The sequence below is a fragment of the Paracoccus sp. KKT209 genome, from assembly GCF_055635455.1.
Map to the genome: position 1 here is coordinate 3,204,777 of NZ_CM145758.1, position 15,210 is coordinate 3,219,986.

14 protein-coding genes and 1 riboswitch are annotated in these 15,210 nt (G+C 69.3%); of the genes, 13 read left to right on the forward strand and 1 reads right to left on the reverse strand.

Annotated features, from left to right (window positions below; all coding sequences use genetic code 11):
* The first annotated feature begins 51 nt into the window (after positions 1–51).
* Together ACZ2G3_RS15865 and ACZ2G3_RS15870 are read left to right on the forward strand one after the other, a co-directional pair.
* Positions 52–1,263: a flagellar hook-length control protein FliK gene (locus ACZ2G3_RS15865; RefSeq protein ID WP_470396944.1), complete on the forward strand. Its 1,212-nt coding sequence runs from the start codon at positions 52–54 to the stop codon at positions 1,261–1,263.
* 9 nt (positions 1,264–1,272) lie between these two features.
* Positions 1,273–1,941: a flagellar hook capping FlgD N-terminal domain-containing protein gene (locus ACZ2G3_RS15870; protein ID WP_470396945.1), complete on the forward strand. Its 669-nt coding sequence runs from the start codon at positions 1,273–1,275 to the stop codon at positions 1,939–1,941.
* Positions 1,942–1,950: 9 nt separating this feature from the next.
* Here ACZ2G3_RS15870 and cbbR read toward each other — a convergent pair whose 3' ends face one another.
* On the reverse strand, positions 1,951–2,880 hold the full coding sequence (gene cbbR / locus ACZ2G3_RS15875) for a LysR family regulator CbbR (RefSeq protein ID WP_470396946.1): 930 nt from the start codon (positions 2,878–2,880) through the stop codon (positions 1,951–1,953).
* A gap of 100 nt (positions 2,881–2,980) precedes the next feature.
* Here cbbR and ACZ2G3_RS15880 point away from each other — a divergent pair, with 100 nt between their 5' ends.
* From ACZ2G3_RS15880 to gcvT, 11 genes are all read left to right on the forward strand, one after another.
* On the forward strand, positions 2,981–3,976 hold the full coding sequence (locus ACZ2G3_RS15880) for a class 1 fructose-bisphosphatase (RefSeq protein WP_470396947.1): 996 nt from the start codon (positions 2,981–2,983) through the stop codon (positions 3,974–3,976).
* 7 nt (positions 3,977–3,983) lie between these two features.
* On the forward strand, positions 3,984–4,856 hold the full coding sequence (locus ACZ2G3_RS15885) for a phosphoribulokinase (protein ID WP_419268468.1): 873 nt from the start codon (positions 3,984–3,986) through the stop codon (positions 4,854–4,856).
* 19 nt (positions 4,857–4,875) lie between these two features.
* Positions 4,876–6,867 carry a transketolase gene (tkt, locus tag ACZ2G3_RS15890; RefSeq protein WP_470399167.1) on the forward strand — a complete coding sequence of 664 codons (1,992 nt, stop codon included), beginning with the start codon at positions 4,876–4,878 and terminating at the stop codon, positions 6,865–6,867.
* A complete protein-coding gene (gene fba, locus ACZ2G3_RS15895; protein WP_470396948.1) occupies positions 6,867–7,946 on the forward strand; it encodes a class II fructose-bisphosphate aldolase in 1,080 nt (359 codons plus the stop codon). The genes tkt and fba overlap by 1 nt, the downstream gene beginning before the upstream one ends.
* Before the next feature lie 21 nt (positions 7,947–7,967).
* Entirely contained in the window at positions 7,968–9,422 is a 1,455-nt protein-coding gene (locus ACZ2G3_RS15900) for a form I ribulose bisphosphate carboxylase large subunit (protein WP_470399169.1), read from the forward strand.
* A 10-nt stretch (positions 9,423–9,432) separates the two neighbouring features.
* Positions 9,433–9,852: a ribulose bisphosphate carboxylase small subunit gene (locus tag ACZ2G3_RS15905; protein WP_470396949.1), complete on the forward strand. Its 420-nt coding sequence runs from the start codon at positions 9,433–9,435 to the stop codon at positions 9,850–9,852.
* Between the two features lie 62 nt (positions 9,853–9,914).
* Positions 9,915–10,841, forward strand: coding sequence for a CbbX protein (gene cbbX, locus ACZ2G3_RS15910; RefSeq protein ID WP_470396950.1), 927 nt, complete (start codon positions 9,915–9,917; stop codon positions 10,839–10,841).
* A gap of 15 nt (positions 10,842–10,856) precedes the next feature.
* Positions 10,857–11,540, forward strand: a complete 684-nt coding sequence (rpe, locus tag ACZ2G3_RS15915) for a ribulose-phosphate 3-epimerase (protein ID WP_419268473.1) — start codon at positions 10,857–10,859, stop codon at positions 11,538–11,540.
* Between the two features lie 140 nt (positions 11,541–11,680).
* Positions 11,681–12,460, forward strand: coding sequence for an SDR family oxidoreductase (locus ACZ2G3_RS15920; RefSeq protein WP_470396951.1), 780 nt, complete (start codon positions 11,681–11,683; stop codon positions 12,458–12,460).
* Positions 12,461–12,530: 70 nt separating this feature from the next.
* On the forward strand, positions 12,531–13,610 hold the full coding sequence (locus tag ACZ2G3_RS15925) for an ABC transporter ATP-binding protein (RefSeq protein WP_419268477.1): 1,080 nt from the start codon (positions 12,531–12,533) through the stop codon (positions 13,608–13,610).
* A 204-nt stretch (positions 13,611–13,814) separates the two neighbouring features.
* A riboswitch (glycine riboswitch) is annotated at positions 13,815–13,904 on the forward strand.
* Positions 13,905–14,066: 162 nt separating this feature from the next.
* Positions 14,067–15,206 (forward strand): glycine cleavage system aminomethyltransferase GcvT, encoded by a 1,140-nt coding sequence (gcvT, locus tag ACZ2G3_RS15930; protein WP_470396952.1) that lies wholly within the window; start codon positions 14,067–14,069, stop codon positions 15,204–15,206.
* The last annotated feature ends 4 nt before the right edge of the window (positions 15,207–15,210 follow it).

Sequence of the window (15,210 nt, forward strand, 5' to 3'; positions counted from 1 at the left end):
TATTGGTAAGGAATGAGAGGTATTCCGGAAAAAACCCCGCGAGGCTTTTGGATGACCGATCTTCTTCCCATTTCGACCCCGCCTGCGCGCCCTGAGGCGATGCTGTGGCAGCCCACCGCGGCAGGCGGAGAGGAAGCGGATTTCCTGGCGATCCTTCCGACGGCAGATCCTGGACAGGCCTGGCCCTTGGGGACGATGCTGTTGCCTGAGGGGGGGCTGGCCCGAAAGGGTGGGGAGGCTGATGCGTCCGCGCCCGACACCGACCCGCTGACATTCTGGCTGGAGGCGAGCCTGGGCCTCAGCGCCGGTTTCCAGCCCCCGCCGCAGCCCCTGCCCCGGGGGCTGGCGCTGCCGGATCTGCCTGTGGCGGTGGCGTCGCAACCGGCTGCGGCACAGGGGATGGTCCAACTGCCCGCGCTGCCGGAGGGTGCGGCGGGGCCGGATGATTCTCTGGACTCCGCTCTGGTCGATGCTGTGCCGCAGTTGGCGCCGCCTCTTCAGCCTGAGGCGCAGGAGGTCGGCTTGCCCGCGTCGCAGGCCGATCATGAACCCGCGGCGATGCCGGAGGCGGCGAAGCGGGCCGTGGCGGACGCCGCGGCGGTGCCTGCGCTGAATCGGGGTGCCGTGCCTGCAGCAGTGCCGGCCGTCGAGGGGGAGGCGGGGACGCAGCCTGCCGCCGAAGGTCCGGCCGATTCGGGGCCCGTGGAGCGCCCTGCCCCTGCGGAGGCGACGGTGCGGCGCCCCGATGCCCCCTCGCGCGCCCTGCCCGAAGGGCTGGCCGCCCTGCCCGATCCGACGGCGACCGAGCCCCGCCTGCAGCGGGAGATGGGCGCGCCCGAGCGTATGGCCTCGGCCCCTGCCGGACCTGCCGGCCCGGCCGAGGCGCGGCCGGTGCTGAACCAGGTGACGCAGGCCTGGGTCAGCGCGACCGGCGACCGCACCGACATCGCCCTGTCGCCCGAGGAACTGGGGCGGCTGCGGCTGGTCTTTTCGGGGCATGACCGCAGCCAGGTGACCATCTGGGCCGAGCGGCCCGAGACGCTGGACCTGGTGCGCCGGAACGCCGACCTTTTGACCCAGCAGCTGGCCGAGGCGGGCGTGCCGGCCGGCAGCCTGGAGTTCCGCCAGGGCACGCAGCGCGACTGGCCGCAGCCCGCCCGCAGCATGGGCCGCGCGGAAGGCGGGCCCGATCCCCTTCCCGGCCCGGCCCTGCGCCCGGCCCCCGCGCCGCTGAGCGACCGGCGCCTCGATATCAGATTGTAGGAGAGAGAAATGGTAGAGGCGATTGGCGGCCCGGCGGCCCCGACGGTTCCGACCGGCATTACCGGCGGCAGCCTGGCCGGCGCGGGCGCGGGCGCGGATTTCGAGACCTTCCTGCGCATGCTGACGGCGCAGCTGAAGAATCAGGACCCGATGAACCCGATGCAGAGCACCGATTTCGCCATCCAGCTGGCGACCTTTGCCGGGGTCGAGCAGCAGGCCCTGGGCAACAAGTACCTGGCGCAGATGGCGGGGCAGACAGGCGCGGGCGGCATCGGCGGCATTGCCGGCTGGATCGGCAAGGAGGCGCGGACCACGGCGCCGGTCTGGTTCGGGGAGCAGCCGCTGACGCTGGAGGTGGCGCCGCATGCGCAGGCCGACAGCGTGCAGCTGGTCACGCGGAACGAGCAGGGCCGCGAGGTCGCGCGCGAGGAGATCGGACCGGGGTCGGGCCAGGTGGACTGGTTCGGGCGCGGCGAGGGCGGCGGCAAGCTGTCCGACGGCCTCTACAGCTTTGCGGTGGAAAGCTGGCGCGGCGGCGAGAAGATCGAGGAAAGCCGTGCTGGCGCCTATGCCCGCATCGTCGAGGCGCAGGTCGGGGCCGAGGGCGGGCGCGTCGTCTTTCAGGGCGGCGGATCGGCCCCGGCGGCCGAGATCACCGCGCTGCGCGATCCGGCCTGAGCGGGGCGGTCACGCGGGGGCCAGGCGGGGCAGGAAGCTGCCGCCAAGGCCGGTGATGCTGGCGCGGATGCGTTCCGTCGCGGGGCTGGGGGCGCGGTCGGCGCGATGCAGCAGGTACCAGCTGCGCTGGATCGGCAGGCCGATGGCCGAGAGCGCGACCAGCCGGCCGCTGCGCAATTCCTCGGTGCAGGTGTGCTGCGAGATGAGGGCGATGCCGAGGCCCGCGATCACGGCCTGCTTGATGGTCTCGTTCGTGCCCATCTCGACCGCGCGCCAGGTGGCGCCCTCGCCGATGCGGTCCAAGAAGCGGGTCATCAGGATGCGCGTGCCCGACCCCTCCTCGCGCGAGAGGAAGGTCTGGGTCAGCAGGTCGCCCGGCGTCACCGGGTCCTGGGCCGCCAGCGGATGGTCGGGGGCGGCGATGATGACATGGGGATGCGGTCCCAGGGGGTCGGCGATGACCGCGGGTTCGCGCGGCGGGCGGCCCATGATGGCCAGGTCCAGCTCGTCCCCTGACAGCGCGGCCAGGATCGCGTCGCGATTGCCGATCCGCAGCGTCACCTCGATCTGCGGCAGGGCGCGCTGGAGGGTCGCGACCAGGAAGGGCGCGAAATACTTGCCGGTCGAGACCACCCCCAGGACCACGTTGCCGCTGTGGCCCTGGCGCAGCGCCGCCACCTCGCGCCCCGCACGGGCCAGGGCGGTCGCGACCTGCGCCTCGGCCAGCAGCAGGGCCTCACCCTCGGGCGTGGGGCGGAAGGCGCCGTGTTCGGCCCGCTGAAGCAGCGCGGCGCCGGCCAGATCCTCCAGCGATTTCAGCTGGCTGTGGACCGCGGGCGGAGTCAGCCCAAGTTGGGCGGCGGCCAGGGTCAGGCTGCCGCTGTCGGCGACGGCCCGCAGGGCGCGCAGCTGGCGGAGGGTCAAGGCATCGGTGCGCATCTTCACGTTTCCTGAAATCCGGTTCTGCCTTATTGAATTTTCCAAAACTTCTTCGACTGTCAATCTCCCTTCATGCCGATCGACGCCGAGGGAGGGGCCGATGACCGCGCCACATATCGACACGACCCAGATCCCCGACCGTTTCCAAGCCTTCATGCAAGCCTTGGCGCGGGGGGCGGTGACCCTGTCCGGCGTGATCCGCAGCGGCAGTTCCGATTTGGGGCGGCAGGTCGGGACGAACACCGACGGCGACGGGCAGAAGGCGCTGGACCTGCAGGCCGATGCACTGTTCCTGGACGCGCTGCAATCCGCGGGCCTGGGCTGGTATGCCAGCGAGGAACGGGCCGATCCCGTGGCCCTCCAGCCGCAGGGCGGGCTGGCCCTGGCCATCGACCCGCTGGACGGATCCTCCAACATCGACACCAACGTGTCGATCGGGACGATCTTTGCGATCTATCCGGCGGAGGCGACCGCCGAGGCCAGCTTTCTGCGTCCGGCCCGCGACCTGCTGGCTGCCGGCTATGTCATCTATGGGCCGCGCTGCTGCCTGGTGGTCAGCTTCGGCGCGGGCACGCAGCTGTACACGCTGAACCCCGACACCGGCTGCTTTGACCTGACCGAGGGGCGGGTGACGCTGCCGGCGGCTTCGGCGGAGTTTGCCATCAACGCCTCGAACTATCGCCACTGGCCGCGGCCGGTCCGGGCCTATATCGACGACTGCCTGGCCGGCGCCGAGGGGCCGCGCGCCAAGAATTTCAACATGCGCTGGATCGCCAGCCTGGTGGCCGAGGCGCATCGCATCCTGATGCGCGGCGGCATCTTTCTGTACCCCGCCGACGGTCGGCCCGGTTATGAGCGCGGCCGCCTGCGGATGCTGTATGAATGCGCGCCCATCGCCTTTGTCATCGAACAGGCGGGCGGACGGGCCACCGACGGCGCCCTGCCGATCCTGGACGCCCGCATCGCCAGCCTGCACGGCCGCACCCCCCTGATCTTCGGCAGCGCCGACAAGGTGGACCGCGTCGCCGGCTATCATGACCTGCCCGAGGCCGAGGTCTCGGCCCTGTTCGGCCATCGCGGCCTGTTCCGCGCCTGAGGTATCCATGAGCAAGAAGCATCCCATCATCTCGGTCACAGGCTCGTCCGGCGCGGGAACGACCACGGTCAAGTCGACCTTCGACCAGATCTTTCGCCGCGAGGGCATCACGGCGGTCAGCATCGAGGGTGATGCCTTTCACCGCCATGACCGCGCCGCCATGAAGGCGGAGCTGGAGAGCCGACTGGCGGCGGGCGACGCGACCTTCAGCCATTTCAGCTATGACGCCAACGAGCTGGAAAAGCTGGAGGACATCTTTCGCGTCTATGGCGAGACCGGCACCGGCGAGACGCGTCACTATGTCCATGACGACCGCGAGGCGGAACGCTGGGGCACCGCCCCCGGCACCTTCACCGACTGGGCGCCCTTCGAGGACGGCAGCGACGTCCTGTTCTACGAGGGGCTGCACGGGGCGGTGGTCAACGACCGGGTGAACCTGGCAGTGCTGGCCGACCTGAAGATCGGCGTGGTGCCGGTCATAAACCTGGAATGGACCCAGAAGATCCACCGCGACAAGGCCAGCCGGGGCTATTCGACCGAGGCCGTGACCGACACGATCCTGCGCCGGATGCACGCCTATGTGCACTGCATCTGCCCGCAATTCACCCAGACGGACATCAACTTTCAGCGGGTGCCGGTGGTGGACACGTCCAATCCGTTCATCGCGCGCTGGATCCCCACGGCGGATGAAAGCCTGGTGGTGATCCGCTTCCGCAACCCGCGCGGCATCGATTTCCCCTACCTGACCCAGATGATCGACGGGTCCTGGATGAGCCGTGCCAATTCCATCGTCGTTCCGGGTCCCAAGATGGACCTGGCCATGCAGCTGATCCTGACGCCGATGATCCTGCGGCTGGTCAGCGACGCGAAACGCGCCTGAGGAGGATGCCATGAACCAGATGACCCGCATCGATGCCGCGCAGGAGACGCGGATGGCCACTGCGATCCGCGCCTTGGCGATGGACGCGGTCGAGGCCGCGAAATCCGGCCATCCCGGCGCGCCGATGGGCATGGCGGATGTGGCCACGGTGCTGTTCCACCGCTTTCTGCGGGTGGACCCGGGTGATCATCGCTGGCCCGACCGCGACCGCTTTGTCATGTCGGCGGGGCATGGCTCGATGCTGGTCTATGCCATCAACCACCTGCTGGGATACGATGACATGGGCATGGACCAGATCCGCGCCTTCCGGCAGATTGGATCGCGCACCGCGGGGCATCCGGAATACGGCCATGCCAAGGGGATCGAGGTCACGACCGGTCCCCTGGGACAAGGGATCAGCACCGCGGTCGGCATGGCGCTGGCGGAACGCATGGCCCAGGCCCGCTGGGGCAGCGACATGGTCGATCACTGGACCTATGTCATCGCGGGCGACGGCTGCCTGATGGAGGGAATCAGCCACGAGGCCATCGACTTGGCCGGCCATCTGGGCCTGGGCCGCCTGATCGTCCTGTGGGACGACAACGGCATCACCATCGACGGCGGGACGGACCTGTCGACCTCGACCGACCAGAAGGCGCGCTTTGCCGCCGCCGGCTGGCATGCGCAGGCCGTCGATGGCCATGACCGCGAGGCCGTGGCGGCTGCGATCGAGGCGGCGCGGGCCGACAACCGCCCGTCGGTGATCGCCTGCAGGACGGTGATCGGCAGGGGCGCACCGACCAAGCAGGGCAGCCATGAGGTTCACGGATCGCCCCTGGGCGCCGAGGAGATTGCCGGTGCCCGCCTGGCGCTGGACTGGCCGCATCCGGCCTTCGAGATCCCCGAGGATGTCACCCGGGCCTGGCGGTCGGTGGCCCAGCGCGGGGCGCAGGCGCGGGCCGAATGGACGGCGCGGCTGGAGGCGTCGGACCGGCGCGCGGATTTCCTGGCCGCCCAGGCCGCGCCCGATGCGGCGGCCCTGCGCGGCGCCATCGCCGAATACTGCCACCAACTGGTCGCGGACCGGCCCAAGGTCGCCACTCGCAAATCCAGCGAGATGGCGCTGGAGGTGGTGAACCGCACCCTGCCCCACACGATCGGCGGCAGCGCGGACCTGACCGGGTCGAACAACACGCGCACGAAGGGGATGGTTGCTGTCAGCCGGGACGACTTCGGCGGCCGCTATGTCCATTACGGGATCCGCGAGCATGGCATGGCCGCCGCGATGAACGGCATTGCGCTGCATGGTGGGTTCATTCCCTATGGCGGCACCTTTCTGGCCTTTGCCGACTATTCCCGGCCGGCGATCCGGCTGGGTGCGCTGATGGGGGTGCCGGTCGTCCATGTGATGACCCATGACAGCATCGGCCTGGGCGAGGATGGTCCGACCCACCAGCCGGTCGAGCAGGTCGCTGCCCTGCGGGCCATTCCGAACCTGCTGGTCCTGCGCCCCGCCGATGCGGTCGAGACCGCCGAGGCTTGGGAGATCGCGCTGACGCAGCCCGCTACGCCCTCGGTCCTGTGCCTGTCGCGCCAGAACCTGCCGGCCGTCCGGATCGAGGATGAGGCCGCGAACCGCAGCGTACGCGGGGCCTATGTGCTGCGCGCCACCCCGGTCGCCCGCGACGTGACGCTGATCGCCACCGGGTCGGAGGTCGAGATCGCCCTGGCCGCGGCCGACCTGCTGGCCGGGGCGCGCATTCATGCCGCCGTCGTCTCGGCCCCCTGTTTCGAGCTGTTCGCGCGGCAGGACCGCGCCTATCGCCAGGGCGTCTTGGGCGACGCCCCCCGCATCGGGGTCGAGGCCGCCATCCGCCAGGGCTGGGACCTGTTCCTGCGCCCCGAGGACGGGTTCGTGGGCATGACGGGCTTTGGCGCCTCGGCCCCCGCGCCCGAACTTTACCGCCATTTCGGCATCACGGCGCAGGCCGTGGCGGACCTGGCCAAGCACCTGATCAAGGGAGAGCAATGATGGCGTTGATCACGCTGCGGCAGCTTCTGGACCATGCCGCCGAGCATGGCTATGGCGTGCCCGCCTTCAACATCAACAACATGGAACAGGGCCTGGCCATCGTGAAGGCGGCCGCCGGCGTGGATGCGCCGGTGATCCTTCAGGCCAGCCGGGGCGCGCGCAGCTATGCCGGCGACATCATGCTGCGCCGCATGGTCGAGGCGCTGGCAGAGATGAACCCCGGCATCCCCATCTGCCTGCACCAGGATCACGGCAACAACCTGGCCACCTGCATGTCGGCGATCCGCCACGGCTTCACCTCGGTGATGATGGACGGGTCGCTGCACGAGGACATGAAGACGCCTGCCGACTATGACTACAACGTCGCGATCACCGCCAAGGTGGCCGAGGCGGCCCATGCGGTCGGCGCCTCGGTCGAGGGCGAGCTGGGCGTGCTGGGCAGTCTGGAAACCGGCGAGGCCGCGGCCGAGGACGGATCGGGTGCCGAGGGCAAGCTGGACCACAGCCAGCTGCTGACCGACCCCGACCAGGCGGTGGATTTCGTGGCGCGGACCGGCTGCGATGCGCTGGCCATCGCCTGCGGGACCAGCCACGGCGCCTACAAGTTCACGCGCCAGCCGGACGGCGACATCCTGGCCATGCATGTGATCGAGGCGATCCACCGGCGCCTGCCCGGCACGCATCTGGTCATGCACGGATCCTCCAGCGTGCCCCAGCACCTGCAGGACCTGATCAACGATGCGGGCGGCGAGATGCCCCAGACCTGGGGCGTGCCCGTCGAGGAGATCGAGCGCGGCATCCGCATGGGCGTGCGCAAGGTCAATATCGACACCGACTGCCGCATGGCGATGACCGGGCATTTCCGCAAGGTCGCCCGCGACATGCCGTCCGAATTCGACCCCCGCAAATTCCTGATCCCGGCCATGAAGGAACTGACGGATCTGTGCCGCGACCGCTTCGAGCGGTTCGGCACAGCGGGGCGGGCCCACCAGATCAAGGTCATCGCGATGGATGAGATGGCCAAACGCTATGTGTCGGGGGCCTTGGACCCGGCCATCACCGGCGCGAAAGCCGCCTGAAGGGAGGATACCATGAACGAGATGTCCAACACGAAGCTGGATGCCAAGCAGCGCTATTCGGCGGGCGTCCTGAAATATGCCCAGATGGGATACTGGGAGCCGGACTATACCCCCAAGGACACCGACATCATCGCGCTGTTCCGCATCACGCCCCAGGACGGGGTGGACGCGGTGGAGGCCGCGGCGGCGGTGGCGGGCGAAAGCAGCACCGCGACCTGGACCGTGGTCTGGACCGACCGCCTGACGGCCTGCGACAAGTACCGCGCCAAGGCCTATCGCGTGGACCCGGTCCCCAATGCGCCGGGGGAGTTCTTTGCCTATATCGCCTATGACCTGGACCTGTTCGAGGGCGGCTCCATCGCCAACCTGACGGCCTCGATCATCGGCAATGTCTTCGGCTTCAAGCCGCTGAAGGCCCTGCGGCTGGAGGACATGCGCCTGCCCGTGGCCTATGTGAAGACCTTTCAGGGTCCCGCCACCGGCATCGTGGTCGAGCGCGAGCGCCTGAACTGCTATGGCCGCCCGCTGCTGGGCGCCACGGTCAAGCCCAAGCTGGGCCTGTCGGGGCGGAACTATGGCCGCGTCGTCTATGAGGCGCTGAAGGGGGGCCTCGATTTCACCAAGGATGACGAGAACATCAACAGCCAGCCCTTCATGCATTGGCGCGACCGGTTCCTTTATTGCATGGAGGCGGTGAACCGCGCCTCTGCGGCGACCGGAGAGGTCAAGGGCACCTATCTGAACATCACCGCGGGCACGATGGAGGAGATGTATGCCCGCGCCGAGTTTGCGAAGTCGCTGGGGTCGGTGATCGTGATGATCGACCTGGTGATCGGCTATACTGCGATCCAGTCGATGGCCAAATGGGCGCGGGACAATGACATGATCCTGCATCTGCATCGGGCGGGGCATTCGACCTATACCCGCCAGCGCAGCCACGGCGTCAGCTTTCGCGTCATTGCCAAATGGATGCGCCTTGCCGGCGTCGATCACCTGCATGCCGGCACCGTGGTGGGCAAGCTGGAGGGCGATCCCGCCACGACCAAGGGATATTACGACATCTTCCGCGAGGAACGGAATCCGATGGCGCTGGAGAACGGGATCTTCTTCGACCAGGACTGGGCGTCCCTGAACAAGATGATGCCCGTGGCATCTGGCGGCATCCATGCTGGGCAGATGCACCAGCTGCTGACCTATCTGGGCGAGGACGTGGTCCTGCAGTTCGGCGGCGGCACGATCGGCCACCCGCATGGGATCGCGGCGGGCGCGCAGGCCAACCGCGTCGCGCTGGAGGCGATGGTCTTTGCCAGGAATGCCGGCCGCGACATCTGGAACGAGGGCGAGGACATCCTGCGCGCCGCCGCCCGCACCTGCACGCCGCTGAAGCAGGCGCTGGATGTGTGGAAGGACGTGTCCTTCAACTATGCCTCGACCGACGCCCCCGATTTCGCGCCCACCCCCGAAGTGTCGATGTAAGGAGACGACCATGAAGATGACCCAAGGCCAGTTCAGCTTCCTTCCCGACCTGTCGGACGACGACATCCGCCTGCAGGCGCAATATGCCATCGACAGGGGCTGGGCCGTGTCGGTCGAATGGACCGACGATCCCCATCCCCGCAACACCTATTGGGAGATGTGGGGCCATCCGATGTTCGACAGTCCGGACGCGGCGGCGGTGGTCTATGAGGTGAACGAATGCCGCAAGCTGCACGGCGGCACGTATATCCGGGTGATCGCCTTTGACGCCTCGCCCGGATGGGAGTCGATCCGCATGAGCTTTGTCGTAAACCGCCCCGCCGTGGAGCCCGGCTTCCGCCTGGTCCGGCAGGAGGGCGAGGGCCGCGTGGTCCGCTACACGATCGAGAGCTATGCGATGCGCGAACCCGAAGGCGCCCGCTACGCCTGAGGCACTGCCGGGCGGCGCGCTCCCCGCTGCCCGGTTCCCTTTCCCGCCGCGAGGGTTTTCCCATGACCGAAGACGACCGCCCCACCCATGTCGACCTGGCCGCCAGCTTTGCCGAAAGCGGCGTGCGCGAGGTGCTGGAGGATCTGGACCGCACGCTGGTGGGCCTTGCGCCCGTCAAGGCGCGCATCAAGGAGACCGCGGCCCTGCTGCTGGTCGACCGGGCCCGCCGCAGGATGGGGCTGGCGACCGAGACCCCGACCCTGCACATGAGTTTCACCGGCAACCCCGGCACCGGCAAGACGACCGTGGCCCTGCGCATGGCCGACCTGCTGCACCGGCTGGGCTATGTCCGCAAGGGTCATCTGGTGACGGTGACGCGCGACGACCTGGTGGGCCAGTATATCGGCCATACCGCCCCCAAGACCAAGGAGGTGCTGAAGAAGGCGATGGGGGGCGTGCTGTTCATCGACGAGGCCTATTACCTTTACCGTCCGGAAAACGAGCGGGATTACGGCCAGGAGGCCATCGAGATCCTGCTGCAGGTGATGGAAAACAACCGAGACGACCTGGTGGTGATCCTGGCGGGCTATGCCGACCGCATGGACCGGTTCTTTGCCTCGAACCCCGGCTTTCGGTCGAGGATCGCCCATCACATCGAGTTTCCGGACTATGGCGATGACGAATTGCTGGTCATCGCCGAGGGGATGCTGCGGAGGCAGAACTATGCTTTGGACGATCCGGCGCGCGAGGCGATGGCGGCCTATGTCGCGGCCCGGCGCCACCAGCCGCATTTCGCCAATGCGCGGTCCATCCGCAACGCGCTGGACCGGGCGCGGCTGCGCCAGGCGAACCGGCTGTTCAACGAGGCGCGGGGTCCGCTGGATGCGGCCGCGCTGTCCACGCTGACCGCGCCCGACATCCGCGCCAGCCGCGTCTTTCAGGGCGGGCTTGACGTGGACCGTGCAAGCAGGCAGGCGGCGGCGGAATAGCCCCAGGAGATCCCGATGAGCTTTGACCGCACGATCAAGATCGCCCCGTCGATCCTGTCCGCCGACTTCGCCAATTTCGGCGCCGAGATCCGCGCCATCGAGGCCGAGGGCGCGGATTGGGTCCATGTCGACGTGATGGACGGCCATTTCGTCCCCAACCTGACCTTTGGCCCCCCGGCCGTGAAGGCGTTCCGGCCGCATGTGAAGACCTTCATGGACGTGCATCTGATGATCACGCCGGTGGACGCCTATATCGAGGCCTATGCCGAGGCGGGCGCGGACATGATCAGCGCCCATGTCGAGGCGGGGCCGCATCCGCACCGCACCCTGCAGGCGATCCGCGCGACGGGGAAGAAGGCCGGCATCGCGCTGAACCCCGGCACCCCGGTCGAGGCGGTCGAATACCTGCTGGACCTGTGCGACATGGTGGTGGTCATGACCGTGAACCCGGGTTTCGGCGGGCAGAAGTTCATCCACAGCCAGGTCGACAAGATCGCCCGCCTGCGCGGCATGATCGGCGACCGGCCGATCCACATCCAGGTCGATGGCGGCGTCGATCCGACAACCGCGCCGCTGGTCGCCATGGCCGGCGCCGATGTGCTGGTTGCGGGATCGGCGGTCTTCAAGGGCGGGTCGGTGGAGAAGGCGCAGGTCTATGGCGCCAACATGCGCGCGATCCGCGACGCCATCGCCCGCTGAGGGGGCGGCCTGGCGGGGGCCGCCGAAGCCCTTGGCCCTGCCGCGGCGGGCTGCGCCCCCCGCCCCACCCCCGGCCCTTCCCGTTTGACAAAGCCGCGCGGGCCGCGTTTCCTGCCCGCCGAACGGGACAGGAGGATGCGATGGATCTGGGGATCAGGGGAAAGCGGGGGCTGGTTTGCGCCGCCTCCAAGGGGCTGGGCCGGGGCTGCGCCGAGGCGCTGGCCGCCGCCGGGGTCGATCTGGTCATCAACAGCCGCACCGAGGCCGAGACCACCCGCACCGCCCACGAGATCGCCGAGCGCCACGGCGTGACCGTCATCCCCGTCGCCGCCGACATCACCACCGAGGCCGGCCGCGCCCGCGTGCTGGAGGCGGTGGGTCATGCCGACATCCTGGTCACCAATGCCGGCGGCCCGCCCCCCGGCGACTGGCGCGACTGGAGCCGCGACGACTTTGTCCGCGCGCTGGACGCCAACATGCTGTCGGCGGTGGCGCTGATGCAGGCGCTGGTGCCGGGCATGATGGAGCGGGGCTGGGGCCGGGTCGTCAACATCACCTCGCAATCGGTGCGCTCTCCGATCGCGGTGCTGGGCCTGTCGAACAGCGCGCGCGCCGGGCTGACCGGCTTCGTGGCCGGCATGTCGCGGCAGGTGGCGGCAAGCGGTGTCTGCGTGAACAACCTGCTGCCGGGCATCCATGCCACCGACCGCGCCGTGGGCCTGGACCGCGGCGTGGCCGAGAAGGAGGGCATCGACCTGGACGAGGCGCGCCGCCGCCGGCAGGCCACCATCCCGACCGGCACCTATGGCACGGCCGAGGATTTCGGCGCGACCTGCGCCTTTCTGTGCAGCCAGCAGGCGCGCTTCATCGTCGGGCAGAACATCCTGCTGGACGGCGGCGCGGTGAACCTGACGATCTGACGCGCGGTTGCGGGGCTGGCCTGCCCCTGCTAGGGCAGGCGGAACCCGACCGAAAGGCTTGGACCGGATCGTGACGACGCCTGCCCGACTGGAAGTGCAGAACCTGGTGCGCGCCTTTGACGGGGCCCCCGTCGTCGACGACGTCAGCTTTCGCGTCGAGGCGGGCCAGGTCGCCTGCCTGCTGGGGCCCTCGGGCTGCGGGAAATCGACCACGCTGCGGATCGTCGCCGGCGTGGACATGCAGGACAGCGGCCGCATCCTGGTCGACGGCCAGCTGATCTGCGACACGGTCGTCCGCGTCCCGCCCGAGCGCCGCGCCATCGGGCTGATGTTCCAGGATTTCGCGCTGTTCCCGCATCTGCCGGTGCGCGACAACGTGGCCTTCGGGCTGGCCGGCGGCTTCAAGGCGCATCGCGGCCGGGTGGCCGAGCTGCTGGACCGCGTGCAGATGGGCCGCCACATCGACAGCTATCCGCACGAGCTGTCGGGGGGCGAGCAGCAGCGCGTCGCGCTGGCGCGCGCGCTGGCGCCACGGCCGCGCGTCCTGCTGATGGACGAGCCCTTCAGCGGACTGGACGAGCGCCTGCGCGACGGCATCCGCGACGAGACGCTGGCCCTGCTGAAGGAAGAGGGCACCGCCGTCCTGCTGGTCACGCACGAGCCGCACGAGGCGATGCGCATGGCCGACCAGATCCTGCTGATGCGCGGCGGCCGGATCGTCCAGCAGGGGGCGCCCTACAACCTCTACAATGCGCCGGTGGACCGGCAGGCGGCGGGGTTCTTCAGCGACATTAACGTCCTGACGGGCCGGGTGCAGGGGGCGCTGACCGACACGCCCTTTGGCCAGTTCCTGACGCCGGGCCTGCCCGACGGGGCCGAGGTCGAGATCGTGATCCGCCCCCAGCATCTGAAGCTGGATTTCGACCGCGCGGGCCAGGGTCCCGCGCCCACGGCGGAAAACGGCAGCGCCGCCCGCGCCCGCGTCACCCGGGCGCGCTATCTGGGCCGCGAGTCGCTGGTCGAGTTCAGCACCGACCAGGGCGCGATCGCCCTGAACGCCACGGTGCCGGGCGTCTTTCTGCCGCCGGCGGGCACGCCCATGTGGCTGATGCTGCGGCGCGACCGGGTCTTTGTCTTTCCGCGCGGCTGACGCTCGGGCGCCGGAGCCTTGCTGCGGTCGGAAAATCTTAGATGAATCCCCCTGCCCTTGTGGCGCTGCCAGCAGCGGCGGCGAGGGGTCCTGCATGTTGCGGTGCCGCCGGACCCTGCAGACGATCACGGCCGGAAAGCGGCGTTTCATTCATCGATTGCGACAAAAGTCTTGCTTAGGCCCGCGCCTGCGGCTAGCACGAGAGTCAGGAATTCGGGAGACACCGGCCAGGCGCCGGGGCCGAAGGAGCAGCCGCCCCGGCGAACTCTCAGGCAAAAGGACCGTCTTCCGCAGAAACTCTGGAGAGTGGCCGCAAGGCCCGCCGAAGGGATAACGATCTCAGGCGCCTATACCCTGTGTTCAGGGGCGGGCAGGGACAGAGGGGGCATCGTCGTGCGGGGGGCCGTCCCTCGTCCAACCGATGCCGGCTGCCCGGCAGCATTCTGAGGAGGCCCGATGGCCGACACGATCCGCCCGCAGCCCGACCGCCGGACCGGCCTTTATGCTCTGCACCAGCAGCTGGGCGCCCGCATGGTGCCCTTTGCCGGCTGGCAGATGCCGGTCCAATATCCGATGGGCGTGATGGCCGAACATCTGCACACGCGCGCCGAGGCCGGGCTGTTCGACGTGGGGCATATGGGCCAGGTCCTGGTCTGGCCCGAGGATGGCCGCATCGAGACCGCCGCCCTGGCGCTGGAAAGCCTGATCCCGGCGGATGTGCTGGGGCTGCCCGAGGGGCGGCAGCGCTATGGGCTGTTCACCGATGATGCGGGCGGCATTCTGGACGACCTGATGTTCGCCCATCGCGGGGATCATTACCTTCTGGTGGTGAACGCGGCGCGGGCCGAACATGACATCGACCATCTTCACACCCTGTCGGGGATTCGGGTCGAGCCGGTCGCGGATCGCGGGCTGCTGGCGCTGCAGGGCCCGAAGGCCGAGGCGGCGCTGGCGCGGCTGGTGCCTGCCGCCACGCAGATGCGCTTCATGGACAGTCGGATCATCGACTGGCAGGGGGCGGCGCTGTGGATCTCTCGCTCGGGCTATACCGGGGAGGACGGGTTCGAGATCTCGGTCCCCGAGGCGCAGCTGGAGGTGTTCGCCCAAGCCCTGCTGGAGCAGCCCGAGGTGGCGCCCATCGGCCTTGGCGCCCGCGACAGCCTGCGGCTGGAGGCGGGGCTGCCGCTTTACGGCCACGACATGGATGAGGGCGTCACGCCGGCCGAGGCGGGGCTGGGCTGGGCGATCCCCAAGGCCCGGCGCAGCGGCGGTGCCCGCGCGGGCGGGTTTCCGGGCGCCGATCGCGTGCTGCCAGAACTGGCCGAAGGGCCGTCCATCCTGCGCCGCGGCCTGCGCCCCCAAGGTCGCGCGCCGATCCGCGAGGGGGTCGAGATCTTTGCCGGAGAGGCCGGGGGCGAGCCGGTGGCGACGGTCCGGTCGGGCGGCTTTGGCCCCTCGGTCGGGGGGCCGGTCGCGATGGCGCTGATCCCCGCCGATATCCCCGAGGGCACGACCCTCTGGGCCGAACTGCGCGGCAAGCGCTTGCCCGTCATCGTCTGCGCCCTGCCCTTCGTCACCCCGTCCTATAAACGCTGAGGAA